This window comes from Microtetraspora sp. NBRC 16547 (assembly GCF_030268965.1).
Lineage (GTDB): Bacteria > Actinomycetota > Actinomycetes > Streptosporangiales > Streptosporangiaceae > Microtetraspora.
The window spans coordinates 151,922-169,687 of record NZ_BSSE01000005.1 but is presented as its reverse complement, the minus strand read 5'-3'; the positions used below and the strand labels follow the sequence as shown (position 1 = coordinate 169,687).

At 70.3% G+C, this 17,766-nt stretch carries 14 protein-coding genes; 4 read left to right on the top strand and 10 right to left on the bottom strand.

Annotated elements, in window-relative coordinates:
• The first annotated feature begins 97 nt into the window (after window positions 1–97).
• Entirely contained in the window at window positions 98–1,723 is a 1,626-nt protein-coding gene (gene rny, locus QSK17_RS10185; RefSeq protein ID WP_285704329.1) for a ribonuclease Y, read from the top strand.
• A gap of 21 nt (window positions 1,724–1,744) precedes the next feature.
• Here the strand turns inward: rny and QSK17_RS10180 are convergent, their stop codons facing one another.
• The 9 genes from QSK17_RS10180 to QSK17_RS10140 form a co-directional block, all read right to left on the bottom strand.
• Complete coding sequence (locus tag QSK17_RS10180) at window positions 1,745–3,190, bottom strand: DUF2079 domain-containing protein (protein WP_285704328.1); 1,446 nt, start codon at window positions 3,188–3,190, stop codon at window positions 1,745–1,747.
• Window positions 3,191–3,195: 5 nt separating this feature from the next.
• Window positions 3,196–5,127, bottom strand: a complete 1,932-nt coding sequence (locus QSK17_RS10175; RefSeq protein ID WP_285704327.1) for a S9 family peptidase — start codon at window positions 5,125–5,127, stop codon at window positions 3,196–3,198.
• 183 nt (window positions 5,128–5,310) lie between these two features.
• Entirely contained in the window at window positions 5,311–6,048 is a 738-nt protein-coding gene (locus tag QSK17_RS10170; RefSeq protein ID WP_285704325.1) for a type 2 periplasmic-binding domain-containing protein, read from the bottom strand.
• A gap of 87 nt (window positions 6,049–6,135) precedes the next feature.
• The gene (locus tag QSK17_RS10165) at window positions 6,136–7,017 is read right to left on the bottom strand and encodes an amino acid ABC transporter permease (RefSeq protein ID WP_285704324.1); all 882 of its coding nucleotides are present in this window, start codon (window positions 7,015–7,017) and stop codon (window positions 6,136–6,138) included.
• The gene (locus QSK17_RS10160; RefSeq protein WP_285704323.1) at window positions 7,014–7,682 is read right to left on the bottom strand and encodes an amino acid ABC transporter permease; all 669 of its coding nucleotides are present in this window, start codon (window positions 7,680–7,682) and stop codon (window positions 7,014–7,016) included. The genes QSK17_RS10165 and QSK17_RS10160 overlap by 4 nt, the downstream gene beginning before the upstream one ends.
• Window positions 7,683–7,763: 81 nt before the next feature.
• Complete coding sequence (locus QSK17_RS10155; protein WP_285704322.1) at window positions 7,764–8,624, bottom strand: glutamate ABC transporter substrate-binding protein; 861 nt, start codon at window positions 8,622–8,624, stop codon at window positions 7,764–7,766.
• A 69-nt stretch (window positions 8,625–8,693) separates the two neighbouring features.
• Window positions 8,694–9,449 carry an amino acid ABC transporter ATP-binding protein gene (locus tag QSK17_RS10150; RefSeq protein ID WP_285704321.1) on the bottom strand — a complete coding sequence of 252 codons (756 nt, stop codon included), beginning with the start codon at window positions 9,447–9,449 and terminating at the stop codon, window positions 8,694–8,696.
• Between the two features lie 127 nt (window positions 9,450–9,576).
• Entirely contained in the window at window positions 9,577–10,215 is a 639-nt protein-coding gene (locus QSK17_RS10145; protein WP_285704320.1) for a GOLPH3/VPS74 family protein, read from the bottom strand.
• 122 nt (window positions 10,216–10,337) lie between these two features.
• Entirely contained in the window at window positions 10,338–11,729 is a 1,392-nt protein-coding gene (locus QSK17_RS10140; protein WP_285704319.1) for an APC family permease, read from the bottom strand.
• Window positions 11,730–12,077: 348 nt separating this feature from the next.
• Between QSK17_RS10140 and miaB the strand changes: the two genes are divergently transcribed.
• From miaB to QSK17_RS10125, 3 genes are all read left to right on the top strand, one after another.
• Window positions 12,078–13,565: a tRNA (N6-isopentenyl adenosine(37)-C2)-methylthiotransferase MiaB gene (gene miaB / locus QSK17_RS10135; RefSeq protein WP_285704318.1), complete on the top strand. Its 1,488-nt coding sequence runs from the start codon at window positions 12,078–12,080 to the stop codon at window positions 13,563–13,565.
• Between the two features lie 1,490 nt (window positions 13,566–15,055).
• The gene (locus QSK17_RS10130; RefSeq protein WP_285704317.1) at window positions 15,056–15,628 is read left to right on the top strand and encodes a hypothetical protein; all 573 of its coding nucleotides are present in this window, start codon (window positions 15,056–15,058) and stop codon (window positions 15,626–15,628) included.
• A gap of 240 nt (window positions 15,629–15,868) precedes the next feature.
• Complete coding sequence (locus tag QSK17_RS10125; protein WP_285704316.1) at window positions 15,869–16,624, top strand: class III extradiol dioxygenase subunit B-like domain-containing protein; 756 nt, start codon at window positions 15,869–15,871, stop codon at window positions 16,622–16,624.
• Between the two features lie 82 nt (window positions 16,625–16,706).
• On the opposite strand, the gene QSK17_RS10120 is transcribed toward QSK17_RS10125, so the two are convergent.
• Window positions 16,707–17,630 carry a ribonuclease Z gene (locus QSK17_RS10120; protein ID WP_285704315.1) on the bottom strand — a complete coding sequence of 308 codons (924 nt, stop codon included), beginning with the start codon at window positions 17,628–17,630 and terminating at the stop codon, window positions 16,707–16,709.
• Window positions 17,631–17,766: the final 136 nt, after the last annotated feature.

The window sequence follows — 17,766 nt, the reverse complement described above, 5'->3', positions numbered from 1 at the left end:
ATTTCACGATGTCTCGCTGACGTCGCCGGGTTCTGCCGTGCTGTGCGCGTAACCCCCTCGCTGGCTCGAAGCTGCGACGCGAGGAGGGTGGGCGCGCATGAATACGATCGTGATCGTGCTGGCGTTGGCGGTGGTGCTGCTGACGCTCGTAGCGATTGCCGCGCTCGTCATGGTCGTGCGCCACACCAAGGGCGTCTCCCGGCCCGAAGACCCCTCCCCGGAGCAGCTCGCCGCGGTCGAGACCGAGGTGAACGAGGAGCTGGAACAGGCCAGGCGCCAGGCCGAGGAGATCCGCGGCAACGCCGAGAGCGAAGCAGCCGAGATCGTCAGGAAGTCCGAGTCCCTCGCCGAGAGCGCCGCCCAGATGCGCAAGGAGGTCGAGGAGGAGGCACGCGTCCGCAAAGGCGAGATCAAGGAGCTGCGCTCCGACCTTGAGCGCCGGGAAAGCCGCCTGGTCGAGCGGGAGCAGCGGCTCGACGAGGAGGCCCGCAGGCAGGCCGAGCGGGCACGGAAGCTGGCCGAGACCGAGACGGAGCTGGCGGACCGGCGGGTCGAACTCGACCACGTTGCCGACAACCGCAGGAAGATCCTGGAGCGGGTGGCGGGGCTCACCGCCGACCAGGCGAAGAGCGAACTGGTCAAGGAGATCGAGAACCAGGCCAAGCGCGAGGCCGCCCTGATCGTCCGCGAGATCGAGGGCGAGGCGCGCAAAGAGGGCGAGAAGCGCGCCTGCAAGATCGTGACACTGGCGGTCCAGCGCGTCGCCACCGAGCAGACCGCGGAGTCCGTGGTCAGTGTGCTGCACCTGCCCGGCGACGATATGAAAGGCCGCATCATCGGCCGTGAGGGGCGCAACATCCGGGCCTTCGAGTCCACGACCGGGGTCAACCTGATCATCGACGACACGCCCGAGGCGGTGCTGCTGTCGTGCTTCGACCCGGTCCGGCGGGAGACCGCCCGGCTGACGCTGGAACGGCTCGTTCTCGACGGGCGCATCCACCCGCAGCGCATCGAGGAGGCGTACGAGCGCAGCAAGACCGAGATCCGCGACCTGTGCGTTCGCGCGGGCGAGGACGCGCTGGTGGAGATCGGCATCACCGAGATGCACCCGGAGCTGGTCACGCTGCTCGGTCAACTCCGCTACCGCACCTCCTACGGGCAGAACGTGCTCAAGCACCTGATCGAGTCCGCGCACATCGCCGGGATCATGGCCTCCGAGCTGCGGCTCGACCGCGATCTGGTGAAGCGCTGCGCGCTGCTGCACGACATCGGCAAGGCGCTGACGCACGAGGTCGAAGGCAGCCACGCCCTGATCGGCGCGGAGATCGCCCGCCGGTACGGCGAGCACGAGGACGTCGTCCACGCGATCGAGGCGCACCACAACGAGGTGGAGGTCCGCACGGTCGAGGCGGTCCTCACCCAGGCGGCCGACGCGATCAGCGGCAGCCGCCCGGGAGCCCGGCGTGAGTCGCTCGAGGCGTACGTGAAGCGGCTGGAGCGGCTGGAGGAGATCGCCCAGTCGTACGACGGCGTGGACAAGGTCTTCGCCATGCAGGCCGGGCGGGAGATCCGGGTCATGGTCCGCCCCGACTCCGTGGACGACATCCAGGCCCAGGTGATCGCGCGGGACGTCGCCAAGCGGGTCGAGGAGGAGCTGACCTACCCCGGCCAGATCCGCATCACGGTCGTCCGCGAGTCCCGCGCCACGGAGTTCGCCCGCTGAACAGCCGGCAGTACAGCCGCGTCAGCCGAGATCCGGCAGCCGATCATTCCGGGCCGCCCGCAGCACCACGTAGCCGTCACGCTCGAAGACGACCTGGTACCCGCTTCGCCGCAGCAGGTCCACCCGGGCCCGCTGCTCGTCGAGCCCGGTGAACGGAAAGGTCTTCCTTCCCGTGTCGGCGACCACCCAGGGCGCCCAGCGCGGGCGCCGATCCCACAGCAGCACGCGCGTACGCGAGGTGAGCGCGGGGCCGACGTAGTTGGCCGCCTCCACCAGCACCCCGTCCGGCACCGCCGCCGCGGCGTCGGCGGCGGCGCGGGCGCGGTTCCCGGGCGTGAGCAGCCGTCCATAGGCGAAGAATGGCACGAGAGCGACGGCGACCAGCAGGAGCGCCGCGGCCAGCGACACCTTCCGGGAGGCCAGCCGGGTCCGGGCGATCCCGTCCGCCGCCGCGCAGAAGAGCACCACGACGACGAAGGCGTTGTAGTGGTACTCCGTCCCCCACCAGTTGGGGAACGAACTCGCCAGCATGCGGGCCGCGAGCGGCGGCACCGCGATCAGCGTCATCGGCGAGAGCAGGCACAGGAAGAGCACCATCGCGCCGAGCAGAGCCACCGTGGCCGCCTTCTCGGGCGGAGTGCCCAGCAGCGCCAGCGCCTCCACCGGATGGGTCAGCGCCCGCACCGCGGCGGTGCGCAGGTCGGGGCCGAGCGCGCCGTAGGCCCAGTAGTAGTCGGCCCGCCCGCCGAAGGCCGGAATGAGCATCCGGGTGGTGACCATTACCGCCGCGAGGCCGGCGCCCGCCAGCAGCAGTCCGGGCCGCCATCGCCGGACGGCGACCAGGAACAGGCCGTATCCGGTGATGATCAGGCCCATGTCCTCCTTGACGCACAGGAGCAGCGCGCCGGCCAGGACCGCCTGTCTCGTCCGGCCGGCGTCGTGGCGTTCGATCATCCACGCGGTCAACGCGGGTGCGAAGGCCACCTCGTGGAAGTCGAAGACGACCGCCTCGGCGATCGGCCAGGACAGCGCGTACGCGCCCGCGATCAGATGGGCGGCCGCGGTGCCGAGCCGCCGCCGGACGAACAGCCACAGCGGCGGGATCGCCGCGGCCAGCAGCACTCCCTGGAGGATGAGCAGGGTTTCGGGCCCGTCGTGCAGCCAGTAGAACGGCGCCAGCGTGACCAAGATCGGCGACCAGTGGTCTCCCAGGACGGAGAAGCCCGCGCCGAAGTCGTTGTGCACGCCTTTCGCGATCGACACGGGCAGCGTGAAGCGCGAGTAGGACCGGATCGCCTGGTCGAAGATGACCAGGTCGTAGGTGCCCAGGCGGAACGCGTGCAGGCGGATCAGGCCGGCCGCGGAATAGAGCGCCGCCGCGGCGACGGTGATCGCGCCCAGGATGAGCGCCGCACGGTTCGGGCGGGCACGGCGGCCCGCCGTCCCCCAGGGGAGCGTGATCTTCACCGTGGTCAGGCCGCCGCGGTGTGGAAGATCTGCCGGTAGAAGGAGAGCTCCGCGGCCAGCGCGGTGGCCCTGGTCTCGTGGCGGCGGAAGCCGTGCGACTCGCCCTCGAACGCGAGGTACGTGCACGGCACGCCGCGCGCGGACAGCTCGTCGGCGAACGCCTCCGACTGGGCCGGGGGCACCACCGGATCCGCCAGCCCCTGCATCAGCAGCATGGGGCAGTCGATCTCGCCGGCCCGGGCCAGCGGTTCGCGGGAGCCGTACAGCGTCTCGGGGCCGACCAGCCAGTCGATGTAGCGCGACTCGAAGTCGTGCGTGGCGGCGACGAGCGGGGCGAGGGCGCTGACCCCGGCGATCGACACGCCTCCGGCGAAGACGTCGGAGGCGCAGCAGGCCGCCATGACGGTCCAGCCGCCCGCGCTGCCGCCCCTGATGGCGATGCGCGCCGGGTCGGCCAGGTTCTCCGCCGCGAGCCACCGCGCCGCCGCGACGGCGTCCTCGACGTCGATGACGCCCCACTGCCCGCGCAGGCGCTCGCGGTAGGCCCGGCCGTACCCCGTGGAGCCGCCGTAGTTGAGATCGAGCACGCCGATGCCCCGACTGGTGAAGAACGCCTTCTCCAGGCTCAGCTCGGTCGTCGCGTGCCCGGTGGGTCCGCCGTGCACGAACACGACGTACGGCGTGGCCGCGGCGTCAGCGGCGTCCAGGGCACCGGGGCCGGACGGCGGGTACAGGTAGGCATGGACAACGCGGCCGGCGCGGCCCGCGCCGCTCTCGATCTCGACGGCCCTCGGCGTGGGGAGATAGGCGGCGTCGGGCAGCTCGGCGGTGTCTCCGCACAGCCACTCGACCCGGCCACTGCGGCCGTCGAGCCGGACGACCGCCCGGGGCAGGCGCGGGCCGTACGCGATCCCGGCGACGGTCCGCCCGTCGCAGGCCAGCGCGGGGGCCCAGCCGGAGTAGGGCGCCTCGACGTCGGAGAGCGTCCCCGTCGCCGGGTCGAGGACGCTCAGCCGCAGGTCGCCGCGCCCGTGCAGCACGGCGATCCGGCCGTCGTCCAGCGGCTGGTACGGCCGCCCGCCGAGCTGCCACAGCGGTCCGGCGAACTCCTCCTCCGCGGGGTGGAGCGCGCGGCAGGAGCCGTCGAGGACGCCGGCCTGGTAGAGGTTCCACCAGCCGGAGCGGTCGGAGACGAAGTACAGGGTGCGGTCGTCGCGCCAGCACGGGGCGAGCACCGACTCCTCGGCGCCGCCCGCGACGGTCCAGGTGCGGCCGTCCGAGAGGCGGGTGACCCGCAGCTCGGTGCCGGACCACGGCATGCGCGGGTGATCCCAGCAGATGTAGGCGAGGTGTCGCCCGTCCGGGGAGAGCGTGGGGGAGGCGTAGAAGTCGTTTCCACTCACGCGTGCCACGATCCCGTCCGGAACGGGCGAACCCGGCCGTTCCGTGAGGGGGATGGAGACGATGGAGCGGCTGACCGCGCCGTCGTCGTGGTGGCGCTCCCGGACGCACCACACCTCGGGCCCGTCCGGGCCGTCGTGCACGAGCAGGTCGGCATAGCGGAGCCCGCAGGGACGGCCGGGCTCCGGCGTGAGCGGCCACGGCTCGGTCCCGGGGGCCGCGAGATAGAGCCGCTGGTCACGGTGGTGGGCGAAGAGGACCCCTCGCCCGGGGACGACGGCGTAGGAACGTCCGCCGTACTCGTGGACGCGGGTGCGCGCGTCCCAGGGCGCGGGAAGCAGCTCATGGAGGATCCCGTCGGCGTCGCGATGGACGACGGTGCGCCGTCCGCCCTCCGCCGGCCGGTCCTCCTCCCACCAGAGATCCTCGCCCAGCACCGTCGGAAAGCCGAGGGACAACCCCGACCGGGCGACGTCGGTCGTCGAGATCGGCGAGGGCCAGGCGGCGTACGGCACGGGCGTGGGCTCGGGGGGCATGCCTCCCATCCTGCCGGAAGGAGAGCGGCGCCGCCGCTCGTCCCCGCGTCAGAAGACCCCTCCGCTCCGGGACTGTCCCCGCGCGCGGTGGAGATGCTACGGCCGACATTCCGTGGGTGGGGCGACAACGCGGCGAGGTGCCGCCCTGGGCACGCGACGGGGCAAAGATTGACGGGAGGGGCACTAGGTCATGCCCAGTTTGGGAGGCGTGGTGTAACGCGCGGCGAGGACGCCGAGATAGCTGATCACGGCCCGGTTCCAGGCGCCGTCGTCGAACATCCGCCGCAAGGCCGCGTCGATCTCCTCGCGGGTCCCGCCGGATCGCGCGTGGATGCCGTACCAGCTCGTGCTGATCGAGTCGCCGCAGAGCCGGAAGCGTCCGGGGTACTGCGCGTCGAGTCCCACGAGGACCGGCGCGTCGGCCACGATGGCGTCGATCTTCCCCTTGGCGAGCAGCGGGGCGCACGCGGCGGGGACGTTCCCCTCCGCGAGGAACGCGGCCTTCCACGCGGCGCCGAACCTGCGGACCAGCGGGGCCGCGTCCGCGACGGTCCCGCACACGCGCCTGCGCCGCAGGTCCTTCGGCTTGCTGATCGTCAGATCGCCCGCTCGGACGAGGAGGTCCGAGCTCGTCACGAGGTACGGCCCGGCGGCGTCGCGGGCGTCGGTCGTGCCGATGACGATGTCGGCCTCGGCGAGGTCACCGGTGTAGGTGATCTGGCCGTCGCGGTAGCCGAGCTCGCGGGTGACGTACTGGGCGACCGCGATGTCGAAGCCGGTGTAACCCTCGTCGGGGAGCCGGGTGACCAGCCCCGGATATCCGACGCGCACGCCGACGATGAGGGAGCCTCCCCTTCCGCACGACGTCAGGGAGGCGCCCACCATCGAAAGGCCCAGCAGCAGGGCCGCGACGCGCCGCACGAGCCCAAGGATCGAGGCGGGGCGGGCCGGCGGCCAAGCAGCGACACGACAGGGAACGGCAAAGTTCTCGGCCGTGCCGTCCGCTGGTCAGGTCAGCGTGCCGACTGCTTCGGGCTCGCCGACGGCTCCGGGCGGGACGATCGGCCCGGCCGCCGTCCGGTGGCTGCGCCTGGTGCGCCTCTCCAGCCGGGTGGCGAGCGCGCTGAGCGACATGTTGAGCCCGATATAGATGACGCCGATCACGATCGCGGCCGGGATCAGCGACCCGAAGTACACCGCGGGCAGGACCTTGAACCCCATGTTGAGCAGATCCGCGTACGCGATGATGTAGCCGAGCGCGGTGTCCTTGAGCAGCACGACGAGCTGGCTCACGATGGCCGGCATCATGGCGGTCACCGCCTGGGGCAGCAGGACCAGCAACATCATCTGTGACTTGCGCAGCCCGATCGCCTGCGCCGCCTCGGCCTGGCCGGACGGCACGGCCCACACGCCGGCTCGTACGATCTCGGCCAGTACGGACCCGTTGTAGAGCGTGAGCCCGGCCACGAGCGCGATCAGCGTGTAGTCGCCGCCGCCGAACACGCTCGGCGCGAGAAAGAACAGGAAGAAGATCAGCAGCAGTAGTGGGATCGCGCGGAACGTCTCGACGACCGCGCCCGCGATCGTCCGGACCCAGCGATGGTCGGAGAGCCGGGCGAGGCCGAAGATCGCGCCGAAGATCAGCGCGCACACCGCGCTGAGACCGGCCGCCTTCAGGGTGCCGAGCAGCCCAGGGATGATGTACTCGGTCCAGGTGGACGCGTCGAGGAAGGGCTTCCAGATCTCGCCCTCCCACTGCCCCTTGGTGTCGAACCTCGCGTAGACGTAGTACGCGGCGGAGGCCAGGACGACCACGGACAGCAGGGTCAGGATGTTGTTGCGGAGCCGTGCGCGCGGGCCCGGCGCGTCGAAGAGGACGCTCGCGCTCATCGGGCCACCGCCAGCCTCGACGCCAGGCGGCTGGTGACGAACCCGACCGGCAGCGTCACGAGCATGAAGGCGATGACCAGTCCGATGAAGATGGGGATCGACACCCCTGTGTCGTCGAAGGTGTCCCTCATGACGAAGGCCGATTCCATCAGGTAGCCTCCGGCGATCGCCACGGTGGTGTTCTTGATCATTGCGATCATCACGCTGCCCAGCGGCGCGACGACCGTGCGGAACGCCTGCGGCAGGATGATCATCCGCAGGGACTGCAGGAAGGTGAGCCCGATGGCCCGCGCCGCCTCGGCCTGCCCGATCGGGACCGTGTTGATGCCCGCGCGAAGCGCCTCGCAGACGAACGTCGCGGTGTACGCGGACAGCCCGAGCACGACCAGCCAGAAGCTGTTGGTGCTCGGGGTCTCGGAGAAGGTCAACCCGATGGTGTCGCTGAGGCCGAGCGAGGAGAAGGCCAGCACCAGGGTCAGCGGCGTGTTGCGCACGATGTTGACGTAGAGCGTGCCGGCCCCGCGGAGCACCGGTGTCGGCGCGACCCGCATCGAGACCAGGATCGTGCCGAGGATCAGCGCGAAGACCCCGCAGATCAGCGAGAGCTTGACGTTGTCCAGGAAACCGGCCAGGAGGTCCGGCGCGTATTTGATCAGATCGTCCATCGTGCTCCACCGGTGAAGGAGGCCGCCGCCGGCCGGGTGAACGGCTCGGCGGCGGCCATGTCAGGTGTCCTCAGGACACGGTCAGGCGCAGGGCTCGAACGTCGGAACCCCGGTGGGGGCATTGAGCCCCTGTGCCTGGCCGAACCACTTGGTGAACAGCTGCTGGGCGGTGCCGTCCTCGTACATCTTGGTGATGGCGGTGTTGACGGCCTCGCAGGTCTTGGTGTCGTTCTTCTTCAGGCCCACGCCGTACTTCTCGTCGGTGAACGGCTGGCCGAGGATCTTGAACTTGCCCGGAGCCTGACCGGCGAACCCGGCCAGAATCAGGTCGTCGGTCGTGACGGCGTCGAGGTTGTTGCCGCCGAGCTTGCTCACGCACTCGGAGTAGGTCGCCGCGCCGACGAGCTGGGCGTCGAGGTTGAGCTCGCCGTCCGGCGGCGGGTCGGTGATCCGCTTGTAGGAGTTGGAGCCCGCCGCCTGGCAGATCCGCTTGCCCGCCAGATCGGTCGGCTTGATGATCGCGTTGTCGTCGCTGCGGACCATGACGTCCTGGTGGGCCACGATGTACGGCCCGCCGAACGTCACCTTCTCCTTGCGGCTCTCGGTGATGGAGTAGGAGGCGAAGATGATGTCCACGGTGCCGTTGGCGAGGAACGCCTCACGGTTCGAGGAGGCGGACTCCTTCCAGGTGATGTCCACGTCCTTGCCGCCGGCGAGTTGCTTGACGACGTACCTCGCGACGTCGGCGTCGAAGCCCTCGGGCTCGGCGCCCTTCTTCAGGCCCAGGCCCGGCTGGTCCCACTTGGTGCCGACGACCACTTTCTGGGATTTCTCCAGCTTCTCGGCGACGCTGGAGTAGCTCTCGTCGCCCCCGCCGCAGGCCGTCAGGCTCGCGGCCGTGGCGGCGACGGCGAGAACCGCCCAGACTCGACGTGCTCGCATTACTGCCACTTACTGCCACCTCTACTTCCGTACGCCGAGCCGGATCGCGGCTCGGGGAGGATTGCGTGATCAGTGTGTGAGGATCTTGGAAAGGAAATCCCTGGCGCGGTCCGTCCGGGGATCGGTGAAGAACTCGTCGGGCCGGCCCTCTTCGACGATCTCGCCGCCGGCCATGAACACGACCCGGTCGGCGGCCCGCCGGGCGAACCCCATCTCGTGGGTGACGACCATCATGGTCATGCCGTCCCGGGCCAGGCCCGTCATGACGTCGAGCACCTCCTGGACCATCTCGGGGTCCAGCGCCGAGGTCGGCTCGTCGAAAAGGATCATCTTGGGATCCATGGCCAGCGCGCGGGCGATGGCGGTGCGCTGCTGCTGGCCGCCGGAGAGCTGGGCGGGGTACTTCGCCGCCTGCGAGGCGATGCCGACTCGTTCGAGCAGCTCCATGCCGCGCTTCTCGGCCTCGGCCTTGGCGATCTTGCGTACCTTGATCGGCCCGAGGGTGACGTTCTCCAGGATCGTCTTGTGTGAGAACAGGTTGAACGACTGGAAGACCATTCCGACGTCGGAGCGGAACCTGGCCAGCGCCTTTCCCTCCGCGGGGAGCTCCTGGCCGTCGAACGTGATCGTCCCGGAGTCGATGGTCTCCAGGCGGTTGACCAGGCGACACAGCGTGGACTTGCCGCCGCCGGACGGCCCGATGACCACGACGACCTCGCCGCGCGCGACGCTGAGGTTGATGTCCTTCAGCACGTGCAGCGTGCCGAAGCTCTTGTTGACGCCTTCAAGGCTCACAAGAGGGCTGGGGTCATCGGGCTCCGTCATGGTCAACAACGTAGGCGTGTCAACGTCGCCAAGTCACTAAGCCCCGGTACCGATCAGATCACAGGCTCTCTACGTTCACATGTCGTGACATTTCCCTCTGGTGTCACCGGTGTGACGGTTCGGCCGGTCACCGGTACGTGGCGACGGCGTTCTCGCTGATGAGCGCCTCGACGACGCCGATGACGTCGTTGACCGGCCGGGGGTGCTCGCGCGCGATGGAGCGCAGGCGGCCCACGATCTGGCCGGACGGCTGGGAGAGGTGGAGGGCCGCCTCCAACCGCAGCACACCCACCAGGCCGCACAGCGCCGCGGACCGCGCGTCCGGATGCTCCCAGGCCTCGACGGCCTGGCGCACCCCGGAACGCGCCCGGACGACCGGCGCGGCGTCGACGGGCTGGTAGCGGGTCTGCGTCATCATGCCCATGCGGCGCTTGGTGACCCGGGTGAGCACGCCCGCGGCGACCAGGCCGCCGCAGGCGCGGTCGTAGATGTCCTCGGCCACCTTCCTGATCCAGAACCTGGTGTCACGGTTGTCGCGGTCCTGCAGGATCACGGGGATCAGGCTGTCGGCGACGCTGTCGCCGATGGGATTGCGGTCATAGACGGAGAGCCGGCCCTGGGTGATGTCGAGGCGACCGCTCAGGGCCAGGTCGAGCAGCACCGCGCCGGCCAGGCCGATGCCCAGCGAGGCCTGGTGGATCAGTGGCTTGCCGGTTGGGTCGTGGGCGATCAGATACAGGTCTTGGTAGAGCGGCAGCCGGTTCATGGCGGTCGGGGGTCCTTTGCTGTGGGCGTCCCGGAGGCGGATGGCGGCGGCCTATCCCGGCGGGACCCGATCGGGACGCGGGCCTACGGGCGGGCAGGGCTTCGGGCCACGCGTGACGTCGCTCACCGCGTCTCCTCCAGCACGGCGAAGCCGGGTGAGGTGGGCCGGCGACCGGCGATGTACAGGCCGCACAGGACCAGGACGCCGACGCCGAGCCAGATCAGGCCCAGCGTCTGGGCCAGGATGTTGGCGTTGATCACGACGAAGATGAGGATCGCCATCCCCACGAGAGGCACGACCAGATGTGTCAGGAGGTCGGTCGACCGCCGGCGGATCACGTAGTGCACGATGACGGAGACGTGCAGCATGACGAAGGCGATCAGCGCACCCATGTTGATCAGGCTGGAGAGCAGGGTGACGCCGTCCTTTCGGGTGGACATCCACACCCCGAGGACGACGGACAACGTGGCGACGAGCAGGGTGGCGTTCGCGGGCACGGAGTGCTTGACCGACACCCTGGCCAGGAAGGACGGGAGCTGCCGGTCACGCGCCATCGCGTAGAGCAGCCGGGACACGGCCACCTGCGCGACCAGGGTGTCGGCCAGTCCCCAGGAGATCGCGGTCGCGGTCGACATGACGTGCGCCAGCCAACTGCCGCCGGCGGCCGCGGCCGTGTCGTAGAACGCGGTGCCGCGCTCGTTGCCGTGGGCCAGCAGGTCGGCCGGGTCGGGAACCAACAGCGCGGCCACCCACACCTGGACGATGAACAGCACGCCGGCCAGGATCAGGGCCAGACGCATGGCCTTCCCGACCTGGGCGGAGCCGCCCTTGGCCTCCTCGACGAGCATGCTGATCCCGTCGAACCCGAGGAAGGACAGGACCGCGATCGAGACCGCGCCGAACACCACGGGCCAGGAGAAGGTGTCCGGGTTGAACAGCGGCGTGAAACTGAACCCTCGGCCCTCACCCCGGAGCAGGGCCCAGACGCCGACCCCGAGGAACAGAGCCAGCACGATCATCTCGGCGATGATCAGTGTTTTGGTGAGCGAGATGGTCATCCGGATGCCGCGCAGGTTGATCACCGTGTTGATCGCCACGAAGATGATCAGCCACAGCCACACCGGTATCTGCGGCACGGTGGCGTTCATGGCGATCGACGCGACCAGGTACAGCAGGCCGGGCACGAGAACGTAGTCGAGCAGGACGGCCCACCCGGTCATGAAGCCGACGGGGGCGGCGATGCCGCGGCCGGCGTAGTTGTAGACGGAGCCGGACAGCGGGAACGCCTTGACCATCTGCGCGTAGGACGCCGCGGTGAACAGCAGGGCGACCATTCCGATGAGGTACGCCAGGGCCGGCATGCCGTGCGATTCCTGGTAAACCTGACCGAAAATCGCGAACGGTGCGATCGGCACCATGAAGATCAGGCCGTAGAACACCAGGTCGGTCAGTCCGATGCCGCGGCGTAATTCCTGCCGGTATCCGAACCGCTCGACATTCTCCTGGGTCTGCACCGCAGGCTCCTCATATCGTCATTTCTCGATGCGCGAGATACGGGTGACCGAAATGTGCCATTCCGGAGGGGAATGACGTCTCTGGCCAAAGGCGTTTGGAGATCTTCTCGTAGCGCACGACGGGTCGCAAGGGGGCCGATCATCCGTATGTGGTCATGTATGGCGGGTGGAGCCCTGGAAGAACAGCGGTTCGCCGGTTACGTATGAGTGAGCGCCGTGCGTCATCTTTTGAAGGCCGTTTCGGAGTATTGATCGTTTTGTCTGGATAGGTGGGACATTGTCCTGACCGGGGATGCGGCCGGTGGAGGCGTTCCGGGGTCGCCGAAGCGCCTACCCTTGTTGGTTGAGATGACTGTCACCGAAGCAGGCGCCCGCACGTACGAGGTACGGACCTATGGGTGCCAGATGAACGTGCACGACTCCGAGCGCCTGTCCGGGCTGCTGGAGGACGCCGGATACGTCCGCGCCCCCGAGGGGGAGACGGCGGATGTCATCGTGTTCAACACCTGCGCCGTCCGGGAGAACGCGGACAACCGGCTCTACGGCAACCTCGGGCACCTGCGCCCGATCAAGATGGCCCGAGACGGCATGCAGATCGCCGTCGGCGGCTGTCTGGCGCAGAAGGACCAGGGCGAGATCGTCCGCAGGGCTCCGTGGGTGGACGTGGTCTTCGGCACGCACAACATCGGCTCGCTGCCGGTGCTGCTGGAGCGCGCCCGCATCGCGCAGGAGGCCCAGGTCGAGATCAAGGACTCGCTGGAGACCTTCCCCTCGACGCTGCCGACCAGGCGAGAGTCGGCCTACGCCGCCTGGGTGGCCATCTCCGTCGGCTGCAACAACACCTGCACCTTCTGCATCGTGCCGTCGCTGCGCGGCAAGGAGAAGGACCGCAGGCCCGGCGACGTCCTGAACGAGGTCCGCACGCTGGTCGACCAGGGCGTCCTGGAGATCACCCTCCTCGGCCAGAACGTCAACACGTACGGCGTCGAGTTCGGGGACCGGCTCGCGTTCGGCAAGCTGCTGCGCGCCTGCGGCGACATCGAGGGGCTGGAGCGGGTCCGCTTCACCTCGCCCCACCCGGCCGCGTTCACCGACGACGTCATCCACGCCATGGCCGAGACGCCCAACGTCGTGCACCAGCTGCACATGCCGCTGCAGTCGGGGTCCGACCGTGTGCTCAAGGCCATGCGCCGGTCGTACCGCGCGGAACGCTACCTCGGCATCATCGACCGGGTCCGGGCCGCCATGCCGGACGCCGCCATCTCGACCGACATCATCGTGGGCTTCCCCGGCGAGACCGAGGAGGACTTCCAGCAGACCCTCGACGTCGTCCGGGCGTCCCGCTTCGCCAACGCTTTCACCTTCCAATACTCCATCCGCCCGGGCACTCCGGCGGCCACCATGGAGGACCAGGTGCCCAAGGCGGTCGTCCAGGAGCGTTACGAGCGTCTGGTGGCCCTCCAGGAGGAGATCTCCTGGGAGGAGAACAAGAAGCAGGTCGGCCGCACGCTCGAGGTGCTGATCGCCGAGGGCGAGGGCCGCAAGGACGACGCCACCCACCGCCTGTCCGGCCGCGCCGCCGACAACCGCCTCGTGCACCTCGCGTCCGTGGAAGCCCGGCCCGGCGACATGGTGACCGCCGAGGTCACCTATGCGGCCCCGCACCACCTCGTGGCGGACAAGGTCGTCTCCGTACGGCGTACGCGTGCCGGGGACGCGTGGGAGGCCAGGCAGGCGGCGCCCGACAAGGGGCGTGGGGTCGATCTCGGCATGCCGACCATCGGCCGCCCTCCGGCGGCTCCAGAGACCTCCTCGGCCTGCTCCGTCCGCCCGTAAGCCTGGGACGGCCGTCGTGGGGGCGGCCGTCCCGCGCCGTTCCCGGCAGCGGATCAGGTGGCCGCGCGGATGCTCCGCTTGCCGCCGCCCTCAGCGCCGGAGCGACGACATGTCGTGCTGGGGTGGCACTGGTCGAGCCACGTCCGTGGGCCGGTCCCGGCCTCAGCCGCGGGACGCGGTGAAGCTGTTGAGGAGCTGGTAGCAGTAGTCCCGGCGTATGTCGTGGAACGTCGCACATGGGTCGGGGATGGGGCGTGACCGCGGCAGCCCGTTCCGGTGTTCCGGTTTGGCGGGTGCCCGCCGAGTGATTCCCGTCTTTCCGGTGATCGTCGCGTTTCCGGTGATGGGGTCTTTTTCAGGTGTCGGCTTCGCGGGGGCCGTCGGCTTCGTGGGCGTCGCCGGCTTTCCGGGGGACGATGGCTGCTGACCCGTGTCGCCGCCCGGATCCCGGCTCGGCACCGGAGGAGGGATGGGCACCGGAGGAGGGATGGGCACCGGCGACAGGCGTGTCGCGGGGCGCAATAACGGGGGGAGCCTGAGCCGCGTCACGGGGGCCGAAGCCGCCGGTGGTGTCACCACACGCTCGAGAGACGTTCCCGGTGTCCGTATCGGCTCCGGAGAGGGGCGCGCCGCCGGTCCGGGCGTGGGACGTGCGGGCTGCGCTCCCCATCCCGATCCGTCCCCGCCGGAGCTGCCTTTCGCGGGTGCTCCAGTTCCAGAGCCGACAGTTCCAGAGCCGACAGTTCCAGAGCCGACAGTTCCAGAGCCGACAGCTCCAGAGCCGACAGTTCCGGAACCACCGGCTCCGGAGTCACCGGTTCCGGGGCGGCCGGGTTCGGGGGCGTTCGCGGCCGAGCCGTTCGTCACACCACCGGCCCTGCCGCCGCCCGCGCCGCCCGAGCCTCCTGTGCCGCCGTTTCCGCTGGTGTCGCCCGACATGCCCATGCCGCCCGCCGTACCCGGGCTCCCGGGGCGGACGGGATCGAGGTGGTCAAAGGAATCCGGTGCGTGCGCCGGGCCGAGCGCCCCGAGAGGTGGCCCTCCGTGTGCTCTGTGTGGGGGACGGTCGTGGTCGACACCGGGATCGCGAGCCGTGCCGAGGAAGATGCCGAGCCCGGCCACGGCCACGACGCCGGTGGCTCCGGCCACGGCGAGTCCCGCACCCCACCGGTGCGCACGGGACGGTGCGAAGTCCGAAAAATCTGGCAAGCCTGACAAAGGGTGACTCTTTCGTGATCGATCCGCGCCGGTTCTGTTGCGTGAGGCGGGACCAGTGTGGGCCACCGCCGGGGCGGGCGGCGGGGATTCCGCGATCCTCGGTCCGCCACGCGATCTTCTCCGGGTGGTTTGAGATCATTTAAGGGTTATTGGTGCTATTTGAGTGGTTGATGTGCAAAAGGTGGCTTTGGGTGGCTAGGCTGGCCGGACCCTTCGGAAGCCTGGAGGTTTCCCCGATCAGCCGCCCCGACCAGCCGCAGGGAGTTGTCACCTTGGACAGGCACGACCGATCGTCGGCGTACCACGACGAGGACCCGGCCCGACCCGCCCCCACGAGCCCGTTGAGCCCCGCCCGCGCGAACAAGCGGAGAGGCCGTCGCAGGACCGGCCTCGACAAGCGCGTCATCGCCGGCGCCGCACTCGTCGCTGTCCTGGCCGGCGGAGGCATCGTCTACGCGGTGGCCGGCGACTCGGGCGGAGCCGGTGGATCCGCTCCGAGCGGTGAGTCCGCCGACAGGCGGCCCACATCCGGCGACGACGCCGCGTCGAACGACAAGGGCGCGGCGGGCGATGACGCCGCGCCGAGTGACGGTGGCCAGGACGACGCCGCGTCCGGTGCTCCCGGTGCGGGCACGGAGGCCGGTGGAGACGGCGGAGGAGGCGTCCCGTCCGCCGGTGACGGCGGCACGAGTGGCAGGACGCCCACCACGAGCGAGACGAAGTCGTCGGGCACCGGCAAGTCGCCGACCAGGCCGCCCACCGGCGGCGCGAGCGACCCGGACGCGGTGGACCGCACCGGAGGCGCCGGGGTCGTCGAGCCCGGAGATCCGGTCGGCGGTTACTAACAAACGGCCTCAACCGGACCAAGCAACTACGACGTCGGCGGGCAACCACCCCGATTTTCAGCCCGGAACGGGCGTTCCGCCAGGGATATCTGGGACTAACCCAATCACGTGAGGTTCTCCGAGCAGATCAGCACGCAGCCGAGGTCGGCCGAGCTCGTTGAGGCTCTGCCGGTGACGCGGTCACGGGAGACGAACCGCCGTCAAGGTCGAGTCCGAGGTCGTGACGGATAGCCTGGATCGGTGCTCGTCGCCGCCGCGGTATGCCCGCATCCGCCATTGATCGTCCCCGAGTTCGCCGGATCGGCCGCGTCCGAGCTCGATCCGCTCCGTACGGCCTGCGCGAGTGCCGTCCGGTCGCTCGTCCGATCCGAGCCCGACCAGATCGTCGTGCTCGGTGGAGCCGCGGAGAGCGCCTCCTTCCCGGGTGACGCCGCCGGCACGCTCCGGCCGTGGGGGTTGGACGTCCACGTCGGCCCGGGCGAGCCCGTCCTTCCTCTGTCGCTCACCATCGGCCGCTGGTTGCTCGACCGAGGGGCGCTTCCCGAGCTCGTCACGACCGTCCGGTTCGAGGCGATCGCCTTCGACGCGTCGTCCGAAGAGTGCGAGGCACTCGGCCGGCGGATCTCCCACGCGGGTGGCAGGGTGGCGGTCCTGGCCATGGGAGACGGCTCGGCCCGGCTGACCGAGAAGTCCCCGGGATACCTGCATCCGGCGGCGGCGCGGTACGACGCGATGCTGGCGGACGCGCTCGGGAACGCGCGGACGAGCCGGCTCGCCGCACTCGACCGGGTGGAGGCCGAAGAGCTGTGGGCGGCCGGACGGGCCGTCTTCCAGGTCCTCGCCGCCGCGGCAGAGCGTGAAGAGGGCGGACTGCGCGGCGAGCTGCTCTACCAGGACGCGCCTTACGGCGTCGGCTACTTCGTGGCCCGGTGGTGCGCCGGAGAGACCCGCCCGGCTGGAGAGTCCCGCTCGGTTGGAGAGTCCCGCCCGGCTTGAGAGGACACCGGGCCGCTGTGACCTGACCGGGCGAGCTCGGCGCCCAGGTCCCGGAGAGGTCGCCCTGCGGCGCCGGTCGGGATCAGTTCTCTCGCTTGGGCACCGGGATCCGCATGAGGTCACGGGCGACGGTGATCTCGCCGCTGAAGGCCTCGCCCGCCTCGTCGAGGAAGCGCGGCTCGTCGTCCGCCGAGTAGCGCTCCGAGAAGTGGGCCAGGACGAGGCGTCGCACGCCGCACTCGGCCGCCACCTTTCCCGCCTGGGCCGCCGTGAGATGGCCATACTCGACGGCAAGGGACGACTCCGCGGACAGGAACGTGGACTCGATGACGAGCAGGTCGACCCCCTCGGCCAGCGCGAACACGCTGTCGCAGAGCCGGGTGTCCATGACGAACGCCGCGCTCTGCCCCGGCCGCGGCACGCTGCAGTCGGCGAGATGGACGGCGGAGCCGTCCGGCGCGGTCACCGTGCCATGCCGCTGCAACTCGCCGATCAGGGGGCCGCTCACCCCGCGCCTGGAGAGTTCACCGGGCAGCATCCGCCGCCCGGCCGGCTCGTCGACGCGGTAGCCGTACGCCGGCACGGGGTGGGAGAGCGGCCGGGCGGTGAGCGCGACCGGTCCCGCCGGCAGGTGCGTGATCTCGCCGGATACCGGTCGCGCCCTGACGACCGAGGTGTCCGCGAAGGCCGAGGCGTGCCGCAGCCGCGCCCAGTACGTCTCCCCGCTCGCGGGGTAGGCGGCCTGGACGGTGTGGGAGACGCGGTCCCGGGCGATCCGCTGGACGACACCGGGAACGCCGAGGCAGTGGTCGCCGTGGAAGTGCGTGACGCAGATCCAGGTGATGTCGTGCGCGCTCACGCCGGCGTGGAGCATCTGCCGCTGGGTCCCCTCGCCGGGATCGAACAGGAAGCCCTCGCCGTCCCACCGCAGCAGGTAGCCGTTGTGGTTGCGCCGCCGCGTCGGGACGGCGCTGGCGGTTCCGAGGACGACGAGTTCGCGGTGCACGTCTCAACCTATCGCGGCCGGGTGGGACGCCGCCCCGGTGTGAGAGCGCGGTGCGGGGGCCCGGTGTGAGGGCGTGGTGCGGGGGCGGTCCACAACGGGGCGCCGGTCCCCGCCCGGGTGAACCCGACGGTCTTTC